15 protein-coding genes are annotated in these 17276 nt (G+C 56.7%); 4 read left to right on the forward strand and 11 right to left on the reverse strand.

Translation table 11 applies throughout. From position 1 onward, the window contains the following. Positions 1-411: 411 nt before the first annotated feature. The 4 genes from HB664_RS16750 to HB664_RS16765 all read left to right on the forward strand — a co-directional run bounded on the left by HB664_RS16750 (position 412) and on the right by HB664_RS16765 (position 5527). The gene (locus HB664_RS16750) at positions 412-987 is read left to right on the forward strand and encodes a fimbrial protein (RefSeq protein WP_094935603.1); all 576 of its coding nucleotides are present in this window, start codon (positions 412-414) and stop codon (positions 985-987) included. Positions 988-1116: 129 nt separating this feature from the next. After that, positions 1117-1809, forward strand: coding sequence for a molecular chaperone (locus HB664_RS16755; protein ID WP_219939860.1), 693 nt, complete (start codon positions 1117-1119; stop codon positions 1807-1809). Between the two features lie 30 nt (positions 1810-1839). Beyond that, on the forward strand, positions 1840-4359 hold the full coding sequence (locus HB664_RS16760; protein WP_219939861.1) for a fimbria/pilus outer membrane usher protein: 2520 nt from the start codon (positions 1840-1842) through the stop codon (positions 4357-4359). A 4-nt stretch (positions 4360-4363) separates the two neighbouring features. Continuing rightward, a complete protein-coding gene (locus HB664_RS16765; RefSeq protein WP_219939862.1) occupies positions 4364-5527 on the forward strand; it encodes a fimbrial protein in 1164 nt (387 codons plus the stop codon). Between the two features lie 48 nt (positions 5528-5575). Here the strand turns inward: HB664_RS16765 and cheZ are convergent, their stop codons facing one another. The 11 genes from cheZ to HB664_RS16820 all read right to left on the reverse strand — a co-directional run bounded on the left by cheZ (position 5576) and on the right by HB664_RS16820 (position 17192). Continuing rightward, complete coding sequence (gene cheZ / locus HB664_RS16770) at positions 5576-6220, reverse strand: protein phosphatase CheZ (RefSeq protein ID WP_023312251.1); 645 nt, start codon at positions 6218-6220, stop codon at positions 5576-5578. Positions 6221-6230: 10 nt separating this feature from the next. Beyond that, positions 6231-6620 carry a chemotaxis response regulator CheY gene (gene cheY, locus HB664_RS16775; protein WP_008500431.1) on the reverse strand — a complete coding sequence of 130 codons (390 nt, stop codon included), beginning with the start codon at positions 6618-6620 and terminating at the stop codon, positions 6231-6233. A gap of 17 nt (positions 6621-6637) precedes the next feature. After that, on the reverse strand, positions 6638-7687 hold the full coding sequence (locus HB664_RS16780; RefSeq protein WP_029741783.1) for a chemotaxis response regulator protein-glutamate methylesterase: 1050 nt from the start codon (positions 7685-7687) through the stop codon (positions 6638-6640). Continuing rightward, positions 7684-8550 (reverse strand): protein-glutamate O-methyltransferase CheR, encoded by an 867-nt coding sequence (gene cheR, locus HB664_RS16785; RefSeq protein WP_023312253.1) that lies wholly within the window; start codon positions 8548-8550, stop codon positions 7684-7686. Before cheR ends, HB664_RS16780 begins: the two co-directional genes overlap by 4 nt. Before the next feature lie 19 nt (positions 8551-8569). Beyond that, entirely contained in the window at positions 8570-10171 is a 1602-nt protein-coding gene (tap, locus tag HB664_RS16790) for a methyl-accepting chemotaxis protein IV (protein ID WP_023312254.1), read from the reverse strand. 44 nt (positions 10172-10215) lie between these two features. Next, positions 10216-11883 (reverse strand): methyl-accepting chemotaxis protein II, encoded by a 1668-nt coding sequence (tar, locus tag HB664_RS16795; protein WP_048977656.1) that lies wholly within the window; start codon positions 11881-11883, stop codon positions 10216-10218. Between the two features lie 84 nt (positions 11884-11967). Continuing rightward, the gene (locus HB664_RS16800; protein WP_094935639.1) at positions 11968-12930 is read right to left on the reverse strand and encodes a spore coat U domain-containing protein; all 963 of its coding nucleotides are present in this window, start codon (positions 12928-12930) and stop codon (positions 11968-11970) included. Continuing rightward, positions 12927-15311, reverse strand: a complete 2385-nt coding sequence (locus HB664_RS16805; protein WP_219939863.1) for a fimbria/pilus outer membrane usher protein — start codon at positions 15309-15311, stop codon at positions 12927-12929. Before HB664_RS16805 ends, HB664_RS16800 begins: the two co-directional genes overlap by 4 nt. After that, on the reverse strand, positions 15287-16042 hold the full coding sequence (locus tag HB664_RS16810; protein ID WP_196354241.1) for a molecular chaperone: 756 nt from the start codon (positions 16040-16042) through the stop codon (positions 15287-15289). Before HB664_RS16810 ends, HB664_RS16805 begins: the two co-directional genes overlap by 25 nt. Before the next feature lie 16 nt (positions 16043-16058). Then, on the reverse strand, positions 16059-16607 hold the full coding sequence (locus HB664_RS16815) for a spore coat U domain-containing protein (RefSeq protein ID WP_219939864.1): 549 nt from the start codon (positions 16605-16607) through the stop codon (positions 16059-16061). A 12-nt stretch (positions 16608-16619) separates the two neighbouring features. After that, the gene (locus HB664_RS16820; RefSeq protein ID WP_023312260.1) at positions 16620-17192 is read right to left on the reverse strand and encodes a spore coat protein U domain-containing protein; all 573 of its coding nucleotides are present in this window, start codon (positions 17190-17192) and stop codon (positions 16620-16622) included. Between the last annotated feature and the right edge of the window lie 84 nt (positions 17193-17276).

Raw genomic sequence — 17276 nt, forward strand, 5'->3', positions numbered from 1 at the left:
TGTTTAAGCCCCCCTCCGCAATTCGGGTTAGGGAAAAAAGGGCAAGGAATGTTCGAACGAACATTCTCCAGCTTTTGTGATGTGTTTCATATTACAAAATGAATTAAGCGCAGTTTTAAAGAACATTTGCTCTAAAATATCCCGAAAAAAAAATTAACATAACCGTCGATTTTAACTACTTGGTATTGCAGGAATGATATAACTATGTAAATTCAATAATTCAGAGCCATTAAAATTATATAAATCATTACCCCACAAAATCCAAAAATGGATAAATCTGTATAACATTAATCCTGAGACTCCCTTACCCGCATAAAATTAAATGTTATAATTTCACGCGACATAATTTACTTTCCACCAGAAAGCAAAATGCATGCCAGATAATTATTTTTACTTAAAGGAACATTTAAGATGGATTTAAAAAAGAATATTATTGCGGGCTTAGCCCTTGCAACACTGTCGATGAATGGTTTCGCCGCAGAAATGAATGCTGGCACTATTCACTTCACGGGTGAAATTATCGAATCAAGCTGCACCATTCAGGGTGACGACGGCACGGACAGTACTATACCACTGGGTACCTATCCTACATCATTGTTTAATACCGTTGGGAAGGAGACCGCACTTACGGAGTTCTCCATTACGCTGGCGAACTGCCCGTTAACAAGCGCTGGGCTTCCGGCTGTTCAGCTGACCTTTAACGGCCCAACGACCCTGACCAAGACCAAGACGCTACTGGACGTCAGTAAAATTACCACCACGGGCGAAACCGCGGCCACCGGTATCGGCATTGCCGTCAGCCCGGCGGGTAAAGATGATAAGCTCATCACGATGGATGGCGCTGAAGGACAGATCTATATCGAACTGGCGACAAAATCCGAAGATACGATTAAAGCTGATTTTAATGCCCGCTATAAATCATTTGCAGATGCGGTTACCGCCGGTCCGGCAGATGCTGATATGACGGTAAATATTCTTTACCGTTAATAATCGTATTACTGATATTCATAATATATATATTTAGGCGTCATGACGTTTAAGGAGTCATGATCTGATAATAGTCCGGACTCGGACTATTATCATTTCCCTTCAACCTCCTTTATTAAAGGTTTCACTATGCGCATTTTACTCCAGGTCTTATTATGCATCCCTGTTATTGCAAGCACCTTTTGTCACGCAGCAGGTATTCAGATCGGTCGCACACGCATAATCTACGATGCCGCGAAAAAGGAAGTTGCCCTGCCCTTACAAAATAATGATAAAGAGCTTCCATGGTTAATACAGTCATGGACGGATACAGGTGATGGCAAAACGCACGGACCGTTTATCGTGACACCGCCTCTCTTTCGGCTCGATCCGCAAAAAGAGCAAAGCCTGCGTATTACCTGGAACGGGACAACCTTAGCAGGCGATAAAGAATCTCTGTTCTATATGAACGTACGAACCGTTCCTGCCACGGCTACGGATGAGGGAGACAAAAACATCCTGCGGTTAATCTATAAAACGCGTCTGAAACTGTTCTGGCGCCCAGTCGGACTGAGCGGTACGCCCTATGAATCCTGCAAAAACCTGCGCTTCGCGCGTCATGGTCAGCAGCTCATTGTCATCAACGAGGGGGCATTCTACAGCGTCTTTGATTCACTTGCGCTGGGAGCGCACAAAGTGGAGAAAGCCGACATGGTTGCCCCTAAATCCCGCGCTGACATTCCTCTTCCTGACAATGCTCAGGGAACGAGCGTCACCTGGCGCTGCATAACCGATTACGGCAATGCTTCCGAAAAATACACCGCCACCCTGGCGCAGGATTAAAAAACCGCGATGATGACAGGACGTAATGATATGTCATACGAGCGGCTCTTTAGACCGAATCCGCTACTTCGCTGCCTTGGCGGTGTCTTGCTCATCGCGAGCTTCTCGACGCTGGCCCGTGAGTATCGTTTCTCACCCTCATCGCTTGAAGGAGACATGCTGGCCCAGCAGGATATCGACCTTTCACTCTTTTCAAAGTCGAATGCTCAGCTACCCGGCACCTATTCTTCACGAGTGCAGGTGAACGAACACCGCCTGAGCACCACCAGTATCGCTTACGTCAGCTCGCCGGAAGGGTCACTGATACCGCAGCTCACACCGGATATGCTGCGGGCATGGGGGGTTGCTATCGACCAGTATCCCGCCTTGCTTGCATTACCCGCCAATAAAGCTTTGCCTAAAGATATCAGCAACTATATCCCCCAGTCCTCCGCGCGGCTTGATTTTTCAACCATGACATTAGCGTTGAGTATTCCTCAGGCCGCGTTAAGAAGTGCCGGTCGCGATTACATCGATCCCTCGCGCTGGGACGACGGTGTTCCCGTGTTGTTCAGTGACTACGCTTTATCAGGATCAAAAAATAAGGAGAGCGGCGACAACAGCGCCACCAGTCAGTATCTGAATTTGCGCACCGGCGCCAACATGGGTGGCTGGCGAGTGCGCAACTATTCAACGTGGAGCCATTCAGAGAATGAAAACCTGTGGGAAAACATCAATACCTTCCTCCAGCATGACGTTGACGCCCTCAAGGCACAGTTCACGGCCGGAGAAAGCAACACGCGGGGCGAGGTATTTGATAGCTTACAGTACCGGGGCGTTAACCTTGCGTCGGATGAAGAGATGCTTCCCTACAGCCAACGCGGCTATGCCCCTGTCATACGCGGCATCGCCAGTTCAAATGCGGAAGTCTCGGTGCGCCAGAATGGCTACCTCATCTATCAGCAAAATGTCGCGCCGGGCGCGTTCGAAATCGACGATCTCTACTCCACGACCAACAGCGGCGATCTGGACGTTACGGTGAAAGAGGCTGATGGCACCGAGCATCGCTTTACGCAGCCCTACTCCAGTATCGCGGTTATGCTGCGGCCTGGGCGTATGAAGTACGAAATGACAGCAGGCCGTTATCGTGCTGAAAGCGGGAGCGACCAAAAGGAACCCGACTTTTTCCAGGGCAGCATGATTTACGGTTTAAATAACCTTCTCACCTGGTTTGGAGGGCTGACGCTCTCGAAAGACTATAACGCAGCCAATACCGGTGCCGGTCTGGCGCTCGGGCCGCTGGGCTCGCTGTCCGCTGACGTTACCATGGCCGACACCCGGCTAGACGATAACAGCCAGCATACCGGCCAGTCATGGCGTTTGCTTTATACCGGTAAGCTGGATTCGACCGATACCAACTTCAGCCTCGGCAGCTACCGATACTCCAGCCGCGGGTATTACAGCTTTGCCGACGCCAACCAAAAGCATGACGGCCACGAAGACGATCTGCAGTTTCGTTACAATAAACGCAACCGCATTCAGGCCAGCGTTAGCCAAACCGTTGCTGGGGTAAGTCTGTATCTTAACGGCTATCAGCAGGATTACTGGGGCACCTCTAAAAAAGAGCGCAACCTGTCTCTGGGATTCAATACCGTTGTTTCCGGCACGAGCTATCACATTGCCTATACGTACAGCAAAACCAACGGCGACGAGTCTGACAGGATGGTTTCTTTGGGATTTAGCATTCCTCTCGCCAGATGGCTGCCACGCGCCTGGAGTAGCTATAACATCAGCAACACTAAAAATGGCTATACGCGGCAAAACGTGGGCCTCAGCGGCACGCTTCTGGAGGATGAGCGTCTGAGCTACTCGTTGCAGCAGAGCCACTCCAACCACAACGGGGAAGATATCAGCAGCGTCTATGGCAGCTACCGCTCGCAGTACGCCAATCTGACCGCCGGATATTACGCTTCCACCGATCACTCTCAGCAGCTTAACTACGGCATTAGCGGCGGTATTGTTGCCCATCCTCAGGGCATCACGCTGGCTCAACCTTTAGGAAGCCAGTTTGCTATCGTCAACGCCAACGATGCTTCCGGCGTCCGTTTCCTGAACCAGCGGGGTATTCAGACCGACTGGCAGGGTAACGCAGTCATTCCATCGCTCACTCCGTACCAGGAGAATAATATTCGTATTGATACCTCGAGCCTGCCGGAAAATGTGGACAGCAGCGATACCGCCATCACCGTCATTCCCTCGCGCAACGCGGCGGTGCTGGCCAGATTTGACGCCCACACAGGCTACCGGATGCTGATCACCCTGAAGCGTCCAAACGGTCTCCCCGTTCCGTTCGGCGCCATCGCGACCAGTAGCGACCCGGTGATGAGCGGCATTGTCGATGAAACCGGCACCGTCTATCTGGCAGGCATTGGAGAGACCGCGCAGCTCACCGTGAAATGGGGCAACGGCATGGGCCAACAGTGCCGCGCCAGCATTACGCAACAGTCAGCTAACCAAACCGAAAGCCCTAACGGTATTCGCTCGGTTAGCGAGCTTTGTCAGCAGGAATAAGCACATGACAACTATACTCACGAAACGGGCCGTCTGGGCTTCATTGGCCACGGCATTGAGCCTGGCCGCAACCAGCCCGTGCAGGGCCGCGACTTTACTTCATAACTGCTTCAGTGCGCCGCAAGCCTACACCACGTCGTTCGATCATGAGTTTTCGTCCAGCGAAAATATTGCCAATCATGACTATGATGTGCCAAATCATCTGGTCGGCAATGGCCCGGTGATAGTGGCCAACTGCAGCTGTCCCGGAAATATGTTTTCTTCGAGCATGGTCTATGAAAAAACGTTTGCCGGAAGCCCGCTGAATCCTGGAACAAACGGATACGGCTACTTGACCGAAAAGATCGATGCCGATATCACCGCCTATGCGGATGCAATCAACTCTCCGGACGGCACTTCTTTGACCCCGTTACCTGTCAATGAATACCCGACGTCCAGAGGTAATATGCGTAGCACTACCGAGAATGCACTCGCCAAAACGGAGGGAAATGCCAACGTTTGCAATAGCAGCACCCAGCCGAGCAACGCCGCTGTCATAAAGCGTAATTTCCGCTGGAACGTCGTTGCGATCCTGCTTCACGTTAAAAAACCCATCCTGGGTCAAGAGGTGATCCCTTCGACGATCGTCGCGCAAAACTATGCCTGCCTCTATTTCGGCACGGGGACAAGCTGCGATCCCGGGCAGGCAGAACAGGTCTCTGATATCTGGTTTAGCGGCACGTTATCTGCGCCGCTAAGCTGCACCATCAACGCAGGCAGCACCATTGAGGTTGAGTTCGGCAGCATCGTCAGCAAGCAATTCGTCATTAAGGGGCAACCGCCGAAACGTTATGCTATCAAAAACGTTGATATTGCCTACCACTGTGATGATAACGCAGTGGGAAACACGGACCGGATAAAGCTCACGCTAACCGCTGATCAGGGGGTCGCGGACAGCAGTACGCCGTACATTGCAAAACTTCTGGACAGGGACGATCTCGGGGTGCGTGTATATGATGAACACAGTCAGAACGTCGCGCTGGACGGGACCTATGAGTTTCCGGTGACGATGGACGCGCAGGGAAACGGTGTGGTCAAAATTCAGGCTGTACCGGTCAGCACGACCAATGCCTCTCCGGCCCCGGGCCGCTTTGAAGGTAACGTGACGGTGAAGATGGATCTTCGCTAACCGAACTACCCTCAGGTTGACGCCGCAGCCTGAGGGTAATCAGAACTATCAGAAGCCGAGGCTGTCCAGCAGATCGTCTACCTGATCCTGGCTTGCCACAACGCCCGCCTTGCTGGCGTCGAGCTGTGGACCATTGAGCAGGCTTTCGTTCTCGCGTTTTGGACGGGCTGCCGGTTCAGGGATGTTCTCCAGCAGAACCATCAGCAGCTGACGCTCAATCTCCTGGATAACATCCATCATGCGCTTGATCACCTGACCGGTCAGGTCCTGGAAATCCTGCGCCATCATGATGTCCAGCAGCTGGGCGTTGGTGAAGCTGGTGTGCCCCGGCACATCACCCAGGTACTGACGGGTATCCGTCACCAGCTCACGGGCATCCGCCAGCTCGATAGGGTTCTCAAACCACTCGTCCCAGCGTTTGCTCAGCGCTTTCGCCCCCTTTTCCATCGCATCCTGGTGCGGCTGTGACGCTTCAACGCTGTTCAGCGCACGTTCCGCGGCCTGAGCGGTCATCTGCACAACATAGTCCAGACGATCGCGGGCATCAGGAATGGCTTCCGCCGCTTCGGCAATCGCCTGATCCAGACCCAGCTCACGCAGGCTGTCACGCAGCATGCGCGTCAGGCTGCCGATGCGGACGATAATATCGCTCGGCGAGTGTTCTTCAACGGGTTTCATAGCAGGTTGCAACATTTCCATCACCTCACATGCCGAGTTTCTCGAAGATCTTACCGAGCTTCTCTTCCAGGGTTGCCGCGGTGAATGGCTTCACCACATAGCCGCTTGCGCCCGCCTGTGCAGCGGCAATGATGTTCTCTTTTTTCGCTTCTGCAGTAACCATCAGAACCGGCATAGACGCCATTCCGGCATCAGCACGAATGGTTTTCAGCAGTTCCAGACCGTCCATGTTTGGCATGTTCCAGTCGGAGATAACAAAACCAAACCCGCCAGCCTGCAGTTTGTTCAGCGCATCAACGCCGTCTTCTGCTTCTTCAACGTTGTTGAAGCCCAGCTCTTTCAGCAGGTTGCGCACGATGCGACGCATGGTGGAAAAGTCATCCACAACCAAAAACTTAAGCTCTTTATCCGCCATAAAATAATACTCCTGAGTCAAATACGTATTGCCTGTCCGGCACTGATTTTCGCCAGCATCTGCTGGCTTACCTGGCTAAGATCGACCACTTCGCTCACGCCACCCATATTGATGGCCTCGCGCGGCATGCCGAACACCACACAACTTGCTTCATTCTGCGCAATCGTCCAGGCGCCAGCCTGGTGCATTGCAAGCATTCCGGCGGCACCATCGTTGCCCATCCCCGTCAGGATCACCCCAACGGCGTTGCGCCCCGCATGTTTCGCCACCGAATGAAACAGCACATCCACCGACGGACGGTGCCGGTTGACCGGCGGTCCGTCATGAATTTTGATTTGATAGTTAGCGCCGCTGCGCGACAGCTCCATATGCTTGTCGCCCGGGGCGATATAGGCATGTCCCGGGAGCACGCGCTCGCCGTCTTCCGCCTCCTTCACGCTGATCTGGCACAGCTTGTTCAGGCGTTCGGCGAACGAACGGGTAAAGCCTGGCGGCATATGCTGAGTGATCAGAATACCCGGACTTGAAAGCGGCAATGGCTGGAGTACATGACGAATTGCCTCTGTTCCTCCGGTTGACGCTCCAATAACCAGCAGTTTTTCCGAGCTGAGTAAGGGACCGGCCTTCAGGGTCGCAGGCGCGGCCAATGGCGTATGGGCAGCAAGCTTCGCCCGCGACGCGGTGCGGATCTTCTCCGCAATCATTTCGCTGTAGGCCAGCATCCCTTCGCGAATGCCAAGCTGCGGTTTGGTGACAAAATCCACCGCCCCCAGCTCCAGCGCGCGCAGGGTGATTTCCGATCCTTTTCCGGTCAGGGAGGAGACCATCACCACCGGCATGGGCCGAAGCCGCATTAATTTTTCGAGGAAATCTATGCCATCCATGCGCGGCATCTCGACATCCAGCGTTAGCACGTCGGGGTTATATTTTTTAATTAAATCCCGCGCTACCAGAGGATCGGGCGCAGTCGCCACCATCTCCATGTCGCTGTGGCTATTGATAATTTCAGTCATGATCTGACGCATCAGCGCTGAATCATCGACAGACAACACCCTGATTTTACTCATGCTTTTTCCTTACTCAGCGCATATACCGTTTGCCCACGCAGGCTAAACTCACGCGCGAGGTTGCTGAAGTTTTCCGAGTGCCCGGCAAACAGTAAACCGTCAGGCTTGAGCAACGGAACAAACCGACGCAAAATGTCCTGTTGCGTCGTTTTATCAAAATAGATCATGACGTTACGGCAAAAAATGGCATCGAACGGCCCCGGCACGTTGTACTGCTTATCCAGCAGGTTAACGGGCGCGAATTCGACGCAGTTCGCCAGCTCCTGGCGTACGCGCACCAGGCCTTCATGCGGGCCCGTGCCGCGCATGAAATAACGCTGCAGCTGCTGCGGCGACAGCGTTTTCAGTTCATCCTGGCGATACACGCCGTTACGCGCCTTCTCCAGCACCTCGGTATCGATATCGCTGGCGTAGACTTTCCAGCGTCCGGGCGTCATGCCCAGGGTGTCAGCAAGGGTTATCGCCAGCGAGTACGGCTCTTCACCCGTCGAGGCGGCCGCGCTCCATACGCGATACTCCCCGGTGCGACGGCGGGCGTGCTCGGCCAGGACCGGGAAGTGGTGAGCTTCACGGAAAAACGCCGTCAGGTTGGTGGTTAACGAGTTAATAAAAGCCTGCCACTCTGCGCTGTTCTGGTTCGCCTCGAGCATGCTCAGATAGCGGCCAAAATCATCCAGCCCCAGCGTACGCAAGCGCCGCACCAGACGGTTGTAGACCATGTCCCGCTTATGATCCGCAAGCACGATCCCCGCACGCTGGTAGATTAACTGACATATCCGACGAAAATGCGCGTCGGACAGCGCGAGGCGCTGTGTCATCTGCAACAATAATGACGTTTGCCCAGGGGGCATTGGTGATGTCATAGCGCCTTCTTAATTACATTCAGGATACAACTGGCACGGCCTGCGACCGCCCGACTTCTGTTACTGCTTCAACGTGCTCTTTCACATTAAATACCGCGACCAGTCCGGTCAGACGATCCGCCTGGCTTGCCAGCTGATCGGTTGCCGCTGCCGCCTCCTCAACTAACGAGGCGTTCTGTTGCGTGACCTGATCCATCTGGCTGACGGCCTGGGCAACCTGCTCAATCCCGCGGCGCTGTTCGTCCGACGCAGAGGCAATCTCGCCCATGATGTCGTTCACCCGCGTCACGGAGGTGACGATCTCGTGCATGGTTTTCGCCGCCGTATCCACCAGCGTTGAGCCCTGCTGAACGCGCGAAACCGACTCTTCGATCAGCACCTTAATTTCTTTCGCCGCGTTGGCGCTGCGGCTCGCCAGGTTACGCACTTCCCCCGCCACCACCGCAAATCCACGCCCTTGCTCACCGGCGCGCGCCGCTTCCACGGCGGCATTCAGCGCCAGAATGTTGGTCTGGAACGCGATACCGTCAATCACGCTGATGATGTCACCAATTTTCTGCGAGCTGGTGGCAATCTCCTGCATGGTGCTGGCGACATGGGACGCCTGGTCGCCGCCTTTCTTCGCCGTCATCGCCGCCTGTTTTGACAGGTCAGACGCCTGACGCGCGTTATCGGCGTTCTGGCCTACCGTCGCGGTTAACTGCTCCATGCTGGCCGCCGTCTGCGCCAGCGAGGCCGCCTGCTGCTCGGTGCGGGACGAGAGATCGTTGTTCCCCGCCGCAATCTCAGAGATCCCGGTGTGCATGGCATAGCTGCCCTGCCGCACGTCGCTCACCGTTTCCCGCAGCGATCCCTGCATCGCCTTCAGGCTCGCAAAGATCGCCGAAATTTCGTTTTTGCCGAACACCGCGACCGGACGCGCCAGGTCCCCTTTCGCAATGCTGTCGAAGTGGCTGCTGATAATCGCCAGCGGCTGCACAATCATTCTGCGCGACCAGAGCAGCGCCCCGCCGGTTAGCAGCCCTGCCAGGATCACCACCACGGCAAAGATGACGCCCGACATGTGATAGCTTTGACGGCTCTGGTCACCGGCACGCTGAACAGACTGGTTAATATCCTGCTGCCACGCGTTAAAGCTGCCGTCAAACGCCGCCTGAGACGCCTGAACCGGTGCGGTCATAAAGTCCGAAAGCTGGTTGTTCTCAAGCCACGTCGCCTGGTGGTCCAGATCGCTGTACCACTGCTCAAAGTTCGTCTTCATGGCGGCCTTCAGCGCTTTCTCTTTCTCGCTGTCGGCGGCCTGCGCCGTAAAGGCTTTAAACTGTGCGTCAGCCTGCTTCAGGCTGTCGCGCGCGGTCGCCATCAGCGCTTTAATGTCATCCGGCGGATAACTCAGCGCGGTTAAGGTTCCCGCCTTGTTCAGCGCAGTGCTTGCCTGCAACAGCACGGCACGCGTTTGTGCCAGTGCGGAGCGCTGCTGATTACTCGCCTCAACTTCCTGCAAATTCTGATAGCCATCGCGAAACGCCCAAAAAGACAACCCGTTACTGCCAACCTGCAACACACCGCAAAGGATCAGAATCAAAAACAGTGTGGTCGAGATACGAATACGATTTAACATCCACGCTCCCATCAAGCGGCAAGCAGCCGCGGTTTAATTGTCAGTCAAAATGTTTCCCAGTTTTCATCTTGTCCGGTCGTCGCGGTGCGCGTACGGTTTACAGCCGATTCAACGGCTGGCGCGCGATACGTCGCCTGCGGGGTGACCGTGTTTCCAGCGAGTGAAGCGAGACGAAACGCCGAGACGGCCATCTTCAGACGGCTCGCCTGGTCTTCCAGAGCAGCGGCCGCAGCAGCGGACTCCTGCACCAGCGCGGCGTTTTGCTGTGTCACGCGATCCATTTCCGATACCGCCAGGGCAACCTGGTCGATACCACGACTCTGCTCATCGGACGCAGAGGCGATTTCACCCATGATGTCCGTCACGCGGGTGACGGCATTCACGATGTCATTCATGGTCTCCCCGGCGCTTTCCACCAGCACGGAGCCGGTATCCACGCGGGAGACGGAATCTTCAATCAGAGACTTGATCTCTTTGGCCGCGTTGGCGCTGCGGCTGGCCAGGTTGCGTACTTCCCCGGCCACCACGGCAAACCCGCGCCCCTGTTCACCCGCGCGCGCCGCTTCCACGGCGGCGTTCAGCGCCAGAATGTTGGTCTGGAAGGCAATGCCGTCGATAACGCTGATGATGTCGGCGATTTTCTTCGAGCTGTCGGCGATTTCGTGCATGGTTTTCACCACGCCATCCACCACGCGGCCGCCGCGCTGTGCCGTCTCGGAGGCGCTTTCCGCCAGCTGCGACGCCTGGCGGGCGTTATCGGCGTTCTGCTTCACGGTCGCGGTGAGCTGCTCCATGCTGGCGGCCGTCTCTTCCAGGGCGGACGCCTGCTGCTCGGTACGGGATGAGAGATCGTTATTCCCCATCGCAATTTCACTGGTGCCGGTATAGATAGCCTCCGACCCGTTGCGCACGTTCGCGACGGTTTCGATTAACGAACGCTGCATATGGTCAACGCTGTTTGCCAGCTCGGTGATCTCATTGCGCCCGGAAACGGTCAGCGTTTTGGTCAGGTCACCGCCGGCAATTTCGCGAATGTGGGCAATGACGCGGCCGAGAGGGTTCAGCAGGATATGGCGAATGCCGTACCAGACCGCGACCAGCACAATGACCAGCGCCAGCGCCATCACGGCCATCTGCCATTTTGCAAAGCGGTAGTCATTCTGGCTTGCCGTAAAGGCCGAGTGATAGAGATCGCCACTGACCTTCGCGTATTCCCCCAGCGCCGCGCCGAGTGCGTTTTGCATCCCCTGCGTTGGCTGCGCGAAATAGGCGTCCATATTGCCGCTCTCCAGGAACTGAATCAGCTCTGTCAGGCCGGTATGGTAGGCATTGTATTTTTCATCGATATTCTGGCTCACCTGCTCCATAGCAGGCTGCGGGGCGATCTTTTTGAAGGCGTCGTAATGTTTCGCGGCGTCAGCGAGGGTGGCACGGGCATTTTTCAACAGATCGGTTTTCGCGCTGCTCTGCTGATTGTTGGGGTCCATCATCATGCGCGCGGACGAGCGGCTCAGGTTGATGCGCGTTTGCAGCATCAGATCCCACGTCGACGTGAGTTCACTCTGCTGCAGGCGGAGATCGTTCGAGGCCGCGAAGCTGTCCTGGTTCTGTTTTAATGACGAGAAAAAAAGCCCGCCGGAGATGAGCTGAAGAAGTGCGAAAATGACCAGCACCATCATGAGCATTGTGACAACGCGGATACGGTTCAACATACAACACCTTCTCATAGATTTATTAACGGTGTTATCGGCACAGCCCACAGGAACTTTACATTTGCGAAAGGGAAAAGCGCGGGGTTAAAACGCCACGTCGACAATCAGCGTGTCGGTGTAGGTTCCGGCGGGCGGCGTGGTCTGATTGGTCAGGACTTTCGCGGTGTAGTTGTAGGTGCGCAGTAAACCGTCGGTACTGACCTGGGACGATACCGCGCTTGACCAGCGCTCGCTGCCGCTGCCGCCCCAGCGGTTACCGGTGGCTTCCTTATAGATGTCGTAGCTCATGGCGTTGCTGCCGCTCACCATCCGCCGCACGTTGTTCAGCGCGTTGGCACCGTTATTAATGCCGATGGTATACGAACTTCCTTTGGTACAGGTGACGGCAATCGCCTGCGAGACGGTGGGGAAACTTTGCACCAGCGGCGCGCTGTTGAAGTTCACATCTGGCGTGGTCATGGCGCTGCAGTCGTTGGTGACGGTCATATCCAGCAGGATGGTGGTTGTCGCGGTTCCCGTCTGATTGATTGTGCATATGCCAAGCGCGCCGACGGAGCAGACGCTGTAGTTAATGCTGAAGGTTAACTGCACCTGATATGGCCCGGCAGTGACGTTTTGCCCGGCGACGGTGCGGAAATAGAGCGGAATGTTGTACTGCTTTGACCCCAGCAACCCCAGCAAGGTACTCCCGCTCCAGGTATACGATTTACTTATCTGTACCTCGCTGCTGCTCGCGCATCCCGATAACCCGCACAGCCGGGTGGGGATCACGTCGGTGATGGCCGCATTATCCGTGCGTTTCATCGTGGCCCGGCTGCTGCCCGAAACCGATGCCGCGGTGTAGGTCAGCGTTACCGAGTCGCTGGTCAGCAGATTCAGTACGGCATCGCAGGCCACCACCAGCGTGCCGGTGGTTTGAACTTCTCCGGTTCCGCTAAGCGCGAACGAGGTGACGCTGCCAAACGACGCATTAACCGTACTGACGGTACACGCCGCCCAGCCGCCGCCGGAGAACAGCAGCAGGATGAATAGCAGCAGGCGCGTCATGGCTCCTCCCGGCAAACCAGCGGCCCGTAGGTTTTCAGCTTGTGCTCCGGATTGGCCCCCACGGTCAGGGTAGTCTTATAGCGCCTCCCGTCAGGTGCGATCACCTCCAGCGGGTTCACATCGCTGAGATTTTCCAGCCAGGCGATGCCGTCATACCCCACCACCGCATTGCTGCGCGAGGCGCGTCGAACCTGGCTTCCCACCGGCAACGCCTTCCCGCGCACGTCATGCAGAATAACGCTGGCCACCCGTTCCTGCTCCATCGGGAAATCGACCAGATAGCCGCTGTGGCGCCGAATCGCGATCCGCCGCTCGGTCTCTTTCAGACGGGTATCCGCCGGCAGATTCAAAGTATCAATCCGGTAGCTTGCCGGGTAATACGCCGACACCCCGCTGACCAGGAGGTAGCCGTTGTTATTGGTTTTACCGACGGGCTGGTTCTCATAGCTGACGGGCACGTCCGGGTGCCCATCGGTACTGATGACCACAAACGCATCGTTGATCTTATTCGCCGCGAACAGCTCGCCGTCCATCAGCACAACGGCGCCCATCGCCTCGCCCCACCAGGTCATGGTATCCCTTTCGCCATAGCCGCCGCCCTGCAGCTCGATGTTGTTATTGCGCCAGCCCAGCGTACCCTGTTGATAATCACTGGATCTTGACTGGTTGGCCCAGGCCATGTTCCAGCTGAACCCACCGTCAGAAGGCATGGAGTGGTTGTAGTTAATGCGCTGGGTACTGCCTGCATCCGGGGTGTTTTCAACGGTAACGGCAGCGCTGTCGCGCGCCCCCAGCGGCACCTGCAGCGACAGCGCGACCGTCCAGTCTCCCCGCTGCCGATCCCGGCTGCCGGCCAGGTAAATGCTGCTCGCTCCCCACAGGTTTCGGCTCCAGGAGAGATTGAGCAGCTCGGTTTTTTGGCTGTCAAAACTCTCCACGCCGATCCAGGCCGCACCGATGTTGCCGTACCGTCCCAGATTGAAGGTCAGCGAATACTGGTCCGTATTACGGCTAAAGCTGGCGATGGGCTTATCGTTTTCGTCATATACCGTCGGCTGATCGTAAAGGGCCAGATTGCCAAAGCCGCGGTCGCGACGCGTGTGCTGGGTGGCGACGCTAAACTCGCTGGTACTGTACTGGTAACCCCAGTTGATTTGCCCGCCCGCATCATCGCGCATGCGGCTTTGCGAGTAAGAGGTATTCACCACGCCAAACTGGCCGAGTTTTATCACCGTCCCCGCGCCGCCCAGCGCCAGCTCCTGCGCCCCTTCCGCGTGGCCCTCGAGGGTTAGCCAGTCCGTCATCCCGTAGCGATACGAGCCGCTGCCGGCTGCCGGACCGTAGTCAAAATTCTTGATGCCGTAATTACGCCGCAGGCTGCCGAGCGTCACGGCGCCGTCGCTCAGCCCTTGTTTGAGCAGGTCGCTGGTGACGTAAAACGGTAGCGTGGTGCTTACCTGGCGCCCCAGCGCATCCGTTGTGACCAGCACCGCATCCCCGGCGCCGTTGATATAGGGCAGATTAGTCAGGGTGAAGGGGCCCGGCTGAAGCTGGGTTGAGCCGGAGCGATAGCCGTTGATAAAAAGATCGACCGAAGTGGGTACCGCGGCTTCCCCCGCGAACTCGGGCAGCGGCCATGTCACCAGGTCAGGACGCAGGGAGAAATCCCGCCCGACGCTTATCCCCCCCATCCGCACGCTGGAGCTCCAGCTCAGGGCATCGCTGATCACGTCCCCGGCGCTCCAGCTCATCGCGTCATCTTCGTTGGTGAACAGCAGGGTCGTGTCATAGCGGACATACCCTTCCTGCTGTCCGTCGTTACCGGTGAAATTTTCCCGCGCGTAACCGGTCGAGGAAAACGAGCCGTTTTCGTTGAAGTAGCGGAACTCATGCCAGATCGACGCCTGTCCGCCGATATGTTCCGTGTGGTTGGTGTAGAGATCGTAATTCAGCAGCGCCCCGCGCCCGTAGTGCGGTTTGGCCTGCGCCGCTTGCGCGCTGAAAGGCGTCACGCGGGCCGTCACCCAGTCGCGGGGAACGTTAAGCAGCAGGCGCTGCGCGGCGCTGTCGTACTCCACCCGAACCTGAGCAAGCGAGGAGAGATTTACCTCGCCGGTGGGAACGTGCGCCGGGGGCAGCCCCGCGCGCAGCAAATCGGCGCTGGAGATAAAGAAAGCGCCTTTACGCTGCGTCACGGGCACGACCAGGCCGGTATCGTAGTGATTGACCACGATGGCCAGCTGGAAAACCGCTTCATCATTTATCGCCTGTGCCTGGGGAGGCGGCGGTAAACTGTCGTCGCCGGGCCCGGCCAGGGTCGCTGAACTGACGCATAGCAGTATCATCATCGCCGGCTTCAGTTGACGGGCGTCGACTGCCATTGTTCGTCCCTGGCATTAATCTGCGCGCTCATCCGCTCTGGCTGACGAATGCCAGCGGGTATAGGCCAGCTGCGGGTGCTGCCCGGCAGGACGTAACCCAGCAATCCCTCCGCCACCGTGCGTTTCTGACCGCCCTGCTCCAGCGCCACCTGGCTCAGCCTGACGTGAACATCACCCCGATTTTTGACCTCCAGCGCAGGCTTCCCCTCCGCCTGCGTCACCCGCCAGCTCAGGTTTTGGGTCTCCGCCAGCGCGTGATGCGCGCCCTCTTTGATGGTCGGGATCCCCTGTCCATATACGAACAGAGGGATGGAGTAACGCATCTGCAATTTCAGGCCGATGGCGGGTTCGGCTTTGGCATCTGGCTGGGGAATTTCATCGACGATAATGCGATAGGCCTGTTCGACCCCAGCGGGAACCGAAGCCTGTTTGATAAGGCGAATAAGCTGCTTGCTGCCTGTGCCAATCGTGACGATGGGCGGGCTGGCGACCACGTCCTGCTGCGCGGTATAGCGCTCGTGTCCGTCCTCCTGCTTCCAGCGCACGATGCGGACCTGCATCGTCGTGGCACTATTTCCCTGGTTCTGGATCCACAGTTCCGTGGCGTTGGCGTCTGCAGCAAGCCAGGGATCGATGGGCCAGAGCAGGATGGTGGCCGCCGCCTGCGCCTGGCCAGCAACCGCCATTCCCAACGCGCCCGCCAGACAAACCGGTCTGAAAAATGGCTTCATCAACACTCTCCCTTTATTACCATGACAAGGTCACGGTGAGCTGATCGGAATAGGTTCCCGCCGGGCTAAACCCGGTCAGTAGCGCCACGCCAAAAAGCGGCAGCGCGATGTTATTGCTGTTGGTATAGGTCACCGCTATCGCCTGGTTGACGCCAATTTCGCTGTTTGCGGCCAGCGAGCTGCTGCTGTAAAGCCGGTATGGCACCATATCGACGCCGTTCGCGCGCTTCATGCGGCGAACGGATGAATAATTTTGACCGCCATTAATGCTCATGCTCAGCGCCACGCCTGGCGTACAGGCGATGGACAACGCCCCGTTCGGCACAAAGCTGGTGCTCACCGGCGCGCTCTCGACGCCGTTATGGCTGCCAAAATCCAGCGTACCGAGAAGCCCTCCGCTACCGGTAGCCACCGCGCATCCCGGGACAATCGTCGCGCTGACCTTAAACGACTGGGATGTCACCGCATCCGCCGCGGGAATAAACAGCAATCCGACGATCAGCGCGAAAAAAGGCTGCACGCGTCCCTCTGCGCGTTTGCGCAGACCTGTGAGAGATGCCTTCATGGCGGTTTGGGACTAGTAGGTGACGCTGACGTTAATCGTGTCGGTGTAGGTTCCCGGAACGACCGTCACGCTGTTACCGCCGCCGGTAATCCGTCCGTAGAGGGTGTAACTGTCCACCCCTCCGGCCGTAGACGCGATCGGCAGCGCGGCGTTATTGGCAATCACGGTGTTAAACCCGCTGTCGCTGTACAGGCTGTAAGCCACGCCCTGTGCCGCGTTGGCCGTATTCACCAGATAGCGTTCAGGCGTGCCCGGCGAACCGACAACGGAGCCGGGCGCGGTGGAGTGGGTATTACCGGTGATCGCGACCGTATAGCTGGCGGTCGTACATTGAATGGTGAAGGTGTTTCCGCCGCTGGCGCCGCTCAGCTGCGTCGTAAGCGTGGAAAAGGTTGCCGGATGGGTACCGAAATCGAGCGTACCGAAGTTAATACCACTCTGCGCGGGCGAGCCGTTTATCAGACACCCGTTTGTCAGCGTCAGCGTTGCACCAATAGTGCCGCTGCTGGTGACGGCCAGCGCCTGATGGGCCGTTGTCGCAGCCAGTAAGGTGCCTGCGCAGATCAAAAGAAGTTTTCTTTTCATTTACCCCCCTCCAGAAGACGTCTCCGTTCCCTTGCCACATTTTATTTTTGTCGTTCAAGATGTTAGCCCCGCTTAACGTTCCTC

It is taken from the genome of Enterobacter sp. DNB-S2 (assembly GCF_019443845.1).
In the GTDB taxonomy this organism is placed as follows: Bacteria; Pseudomonadota; Gammaproteobacteria; order Enterobacterales; family Enterobacteriaceae; genus Enterobacter; species Enterobacter asburiae_B.

What these genes read in the sequence shown, in the direction of transcription:
- cheY (WP_008500431.1), bottom strand. Translation starts at nt 6,620, where the DNA reads ATGGCGGATAAAGAGCTTAAGTTTTTGGTTGTGGATGACTTTTCCACC.
- HB664_RS16760 (WP_219939861.1), top strand. Translation starts at nt 1,840, where the DNA reads ATGTCATACGAGCGGCTCTTTAGACCGAATCCGCTACTTCGCTGCCTT.
- tar (WP_048977656.1), bottom strand. Translation starts at nt 11,883, where the DNA reads ATGTTGAACCGTATCCGCGTTGTCACAATGCTCATGATGGTGCTGGTC.
- HB664_RS16805 (WP_219939863.1), bottom strand. Translation starts at nt 15,311, where the DNA reads ATGGCAGTCGACGCCCGTCAACTGAAGCCGGCGATGATGATACTGCTA.
- HB664_RS16780 (WP_029741783.1), bottom strand. Translation starts at nt 7,687, where the DNA reads ATGAGTAAAATCAGGGTGTTGTCTGTCGATGATTCAGCGCTGATGCGT.
- tap (WP_023312254.1), bottom strand. Translation starts at nt 10,171, where the DNA reads ATGTTAAATCGTATTCGTATCTCGACCACACTGTTTTTGATTCTGATC.
- HB664_RS16765 (WP_219939862.1), top strand. Translation starts at nt 4,364, where the DNA reads ATGACAACTATACTCACGAAACGGGCCGTCTGGGCTTCATTGGCCACG.
- HB664_RS16750 (WP_094935603.1), top strand. Translation starts at nt 412, where the DNA reads ATGGATTTAAAAAAGAATATTATTGCGGGCTTAGCCCTTGCAACACTG.
- HB664_RS16820 (WP_023312260.1), bottom strand. Translation starts at nt 17,192, where the DNA reads ATGAAAAGAAAACTTCTTTTGATCTGCGCAGGCACCTTACTGGCTGCG.
- cheR (WP_023312253.1), bottom strand. Translation starts at nt 8,550, where the DNA reads ATGACATCACCAATGCCCCCTGGGCAAACGTCATTATTGTTGCAGATG.
- HB664_RS16755 (WP_219939860.1), top strand. Translation starts at nt 1,117, where the DNA reads ATGCGCATTTTACTCCAGGTCTTATTATGCATCCCTGTTATTGCAAGC.
- HB664_RS16810 (WP_196354241.1), bottom strand. Translation starts at nt 16,042, where the DNA reads ATGAAGCCATTTTTCAGACCGGTTTGTCTGGCGGGCGCGTTGGGAATG.
- HB664_RS16800 (WP_094935639.1), bottom strand. Translation starts at nt 12,930, where the DNA reads ATGACGCGCCTGCTGCTATTCATCCTGCTGCTGTTCTCCGGCGGCGGC.
- HB664_RS16815 (WP_219939864.1), bottom strand. Translation starts at nt 16,607, where the DNA reads ATGAAGGCATCTCTCACAGGTCTGCGCAAACGCGCAGAGGGACGCGTG.
- cheZ (WP_023312251.1), bottom strand. Translation starts at nt 6,220, where the DNA reads ATGTTGCAACCTGCTATGAAACCCGTTGAAGAACACTCGCCGAGCGAT.